Below are 3,253 nucleotides of genomic sequence, written 5' to 3'. Positions count from 1 at the left end.
GCGGGTGGGGTGAAGCGCCCGAATTCACTTCGGGCGCGAGGGGCGGGCGACGGCCCGCCCCTCCTGGATGGTCAAGGCCCGTCGATTGTTCGACGGGCCTTGATCCCCCTCCCCGCGCGGTTCGAGCTTGCCCGCCCCCGGACGGGCGGTTACACGCATCCTCCACCATGAGCGACGGCACGCGCACCGCCCCGCGCATCCTGGTCGTGGACGACAACGCGGCGCTCCGCGAGAACCTCGCCGAGTGCCTGGAGCTCGAGGGGTACCCCGTGTCGATGGCCGGCGACGCCCCGACCGCCCTCCGGCTCCTCGACGACGAGCCCCCGCCGGGCGTCGTCCTGCTCGACCTCCTCATGCCCGGGATGGACGGACGCGCCCTCGCCGCGGCGATCCGCGGGAACCCGCGCCTCGCGAACGTGCGCCTCGTCCTCACCACCGGCCATCCGAACGCGAGGCTGCGCGAGGACGTCCCGGCCGACGCGATCCTCCTGAAGCCGTTCGGCGTGAAGGAGCTGCTCGCCGCCATCTCGAGCGTCCTCGCCTAGGGCGCCTGCGGCGCGGCGGACCGCGGAGACCGGGCGATCGCCGGGCGGGCGGCGGCTCCCCCGGCCGCGACCGCGAGCGGCCTCCTTCTCGCGCGCCCGGCGGGTGCCTACCGTCATCCCGTGGCGGAGGCCCGCACGTTCGTCGGCGTCGGCTCGAGCGTCGAGCCGGAGGTGCACGTCCCCCGGGCGCTCGCGCGCCTCGCCGACGTCGTCGGCCTCCGCGGCGTCTCCACGTTCTACCGGACCCCCGCGCTGGGGCGCCCGTCGGATCCACCGTTCGTGAACGGCGTCGTCGAGCTCCGGGGCGCGCTCCCGCCCGCCGAGCTCCAGGCGCTGCTCCATCGCATCGAGGACGCCGAGGGGCGCCGGCGCGGCGCCGACCGGTTCGCGCCCCGCCCGATCGATCTCGACCTCCTGCTGCACGGCGACGCGGTGTCGGCCTCGCCCGAGCTGCCGCACCCCGACGTCGCGCGGCGGCGCTTCGTGGCCGTGCCCCTCCTCGAGCTCGCGCCGGAGCTGGTGCTCCCCGGCTCCGGGGCGCGCCTCGCGGACCTCGCGCGCGAGCTGCCGCCCTACCCCATGGAGCCCCTCCCCGACCTCTCGCGCGCGCTCGAGAGGAGGTTCGTCGATGGACGCCGGCCGCGTTGAGGCGCTCGTCCGCGAGCTGCTCCGCGAGGTGGGCGAGGATCCCTCCCGCGAGGGGCTCGTCGGCACGCCCGCCCGCGTCGCGCGGGCGCTCGCCTTCCTGACCTCCGGCTACCGCGGCGAGGTCGCGGACCTCGTCCACGAGGCGGTGTTCGGCCAGGAGACGCACAACATGGTGATCGCCCGCGACATCGAGCTCTACAGCCTGTGCGAGCATCACGTGCTGCCGTTCTTCGGGCGCGCCCACGTCGGCTACGTCGCCCAGGGGCGCGTCCTCGGGGTCTCGAAGCTCGCGCGCATGGTCGATCACTTCGCCCGCCGGTTGCAGCTCCAGGAGCGGCTCACCGAGCAGGTCGCGGCCGCGGTGATGGAGGCCATCCAGGCGGACGGCGTGGGCGTCGTGATCGAGGCGCAGCACCTGTGCATGATGATGCGGGGCGTGGAGAAGCAGAACTCGATGATGACCACGTCGGCGGTGCTCGGGAGCTTCCGCCGGTCGGCGGCGACCCGCACCGAGTTCCTGACGCTCATCGGCCGGCGGCACCTGTGAAGATGACGCGAGGGGCGCGAGGTCACCGGGGCCGATGAGGACGCGCCGCCGCTCCCATCGAGGGGTGCGCGAGCGGGGGCGCCGGGGAGGGCGCGCATGGTCCGGATAAAGCGTGCGTACGACGAGGCGGCCCGCGGCGACGGGTACCGCGTGCTGGTCGATCGGCTCTGGCCGCGCGGGATCGCGAAGGCGGCGCTGCGCCTCGATCTCTGGGCGAAGGACGTCGCGCCGAGCCCCGAGCTGCGGCGCTGGTTCGGCCACGATCCCGCCCGGTTTCGCGCGTTCGCCCGGCGCTACCTCGCCGAGCTGCGCACCGGCCCCGGACGCGCGGTGCTCGACGACCTCGCCCGCCGGGCGGCCCGGGGGACCGTGACGCTCGTCTACGGCGCGCGGGACCAGGAGCACAACGGCGCGGTCGTCCTGCGTGAGGCGCTCGAGGAGCGGCGCGGGGTCGCTCCCGAGGCGCCATGATGCGACACCCAATCGCATCGAGCTGCTGCGGCGCAAGCGGGTGGCGCCATGAACGCGAGAGGTGAGCGATGGACCGGATCGTGATCCGCGGGCTGCTCGTGCGCTGCGTCCTCGGCGTGGACGCGGAGGAGCGGCGCGAGCCGCAGGACGTCCTCATCGACGTGACGCTCCACGCCGACCTCCGGAAGGCCGGCGCGAGCGACCGGCTCGAGGACGCCGTGGACTACCGGGCGATCAAGAAGCAGATCCTCGCGGCCGCCGAGGGGTCCCGTCACCAGCTCGTCGAGGCGCTCGCCGAGCGCGTCGCGGCGCTGTGCCTGGCGGACCCACGCGTCCGGCGCGTGGACGTCGTCGTGGAGAAGCCGGGCGCCCTGCGCTTCGCGCGGAGCGCCGGCGTCGAGATCACCCGCGACGCGCCCGGGTAGCGACGCGCCGTCGCCGTCGTGCCGCCACCGCCGTGCGTCGCGCGCCGCGTGGCAGCTCGAGGCGAGCGGGTCGCCGTCAGTGCGACGGGAGCGGCTCGCCCTCCGCGACCGCCAGGGTGAGCAGGAGCGTGCTCGGCTCGAGCGCCTCGACGTCGTGCGGGATCTGCTCGTCGATCGCGAGCAGGTGCCCGGCCTCGAGCTCCCGCTGGTCGCCGGGGAGCTCGACTCGAATCCGCCCCGTCAGGACCTGGATGGACATCCGCGACACCGCCCGGTGCTCCCCGAGGCGCGCCCCCACGTTGAGGTCGATGAGCACGATCCGGAGGCTCTCGGTCTTCACCAGCGTCCGCGCGCTGTGCCCCTCGCGCTGCCACGCGTCCTCCTCGCGCAGCGACCACGCCTCCTCCGAGAGATCGAGCTCGCGCACCGGCTCCGCGAGGTGCCTCCCGCCACGCTCCGCCGGCCCCCCACCCTCGCGCCGCTCACCCGTCTGCTCGCCGATCATGTCGCGCCTCCCCCGTGAAACACGATGTGCCCGGTCGCGCCCCGCCGCCCGCCCGCGCGGCCGGCGCTCCGGCGGCGGCGCGCCCGCCGCCGGGCAGGCGGCCGCCGGGCCG

The 3,253-nt window shown here is 75.4% G+C and carries 6 protein-coding genes; 5 read left to right on the top strand and 1 reads right to left on the bottom strand.

Annotated features, from left to right (window positions below):
• Positions 1-167: 167 nt before the first annotated feature.
• The 5 genes from MNZ27_RS21710 (at position 168) to folB (ending at position 2,636) form a co-directional block, all read left to right on the top strand.
• A complete protein-coding gene (locus MNZ27_RS21710) occupies positions 168-545 on the top strand; it encodes a response regulator (RefSeq protein ID WP_242396174.1) in 378 nt (125 codons plus the stop codon).
• A gap of 120 nt (positions 546-665) precedes the next feature.
• A complete protein-coding gene (gene folK / locus MNZ27_RS21705; RefSeq protein WP_242396173.1) occupies positions 666-1,193 on the top strand; it encodes a 2-amino-4-hydroxy-6-hydroxymethyldihydropteridine diphosphokinase in 528 nt (175 codons plus the stop codon).
• Positions 1,174-1,740: a GTP cyclohydrolase I FolE gene (folE, locus tag MNZ27_RS21700; protein WP_242396172.1), complete on the top strand. Its 567-nt coding sequence runs from the start codon at positions 1,174-1,176 to the stop codon at positions 1,738-1,740. The genes folK and folE overlap by 20 nt, the downstream gene beginning before the upstream one ends.
• Positions 1,741-1,836: 96 nt before the next feature.
• Positions 1,837-2,211: a DUF488 domain-containing protein gene (locus MNZ27_RS21695; RefSeq protein WP_242396171.1), complete on the top strand. Its 375-nt coding sequence runs from the start codon at positions 1,837-1,839 to the stop codon at positions 2,209-2,211.
• A gap of 68 nt (positions 2,212-2,279) precedes the next feature.
• A complete protein-coding gene (folB, locus tag MNZ27_RS21690) occupies positions 2,280-2,636 on the top strand; it encodes a dihydroneopterin aldolase (RefSeq protein ID WP_242396170.1) in 357 nt (118 codons plus the stop codon).
• 76 nt (positions 2,637-2,712) lie between these two features.
• On the opposite strand, the gene MNZ27_RS21685 is transcribed toward folB, so the two are convergent.
• Positions 2,713-3,253, bottom strand: a 541-nt coding sequence (locus tag MNZ27_RS21685) for a cupin domain-containing protein (RefSeq protein WP_242396169.1), incomplete at its 5' end; no start/stop codon positions are given.

Source organism: Anaeromyxobacter oryzisoli, from assembly GCF_022690765.1.
In the GTDB taxonomy this organism is placed as follows: domain Bacteria; phylum Myxococcota; class Myxococcia; order Myxococcales; family Anaeromyxobacteraceae; genus Anaeromyxobacter; species Anaeromyxobacter oryzisoli.
This window is presented reverse-complemented; position numbering and strand designations above follow the sequence as displayed.

Bases quoted from the DNA above. Each gene is read 5' to 3' on its own strand.
- MNZ27_RS21710 (WP_242396174.1), top strand. From the start codon at position 168: ATGAGCGACGGCACGCGCACCGCCCCGCGCATCCTGGTCGTGGACGAC.
- folE (WP_242396172.1), top strand. From the start codon at position 1,174: ATGGACGCCGGCCGCGTTGAGGCGCTCGTCCGCGAGCTGCTCCGCGAG.
- MNZ27_RS21695 (WP_242396171.1), top strand. From the start codon at position 1,837: ATGGTCCGGATAAAGCGTGCGTACGACGAGGCGGCCCGCGGCGACGGG.
- folB (WP_242396170.1), top strand. From the start codon at position 2,280: ATGGACCGGATCGTGATCCGCGGGCTGCTCGTGCGCTGCGTCCTCGGC.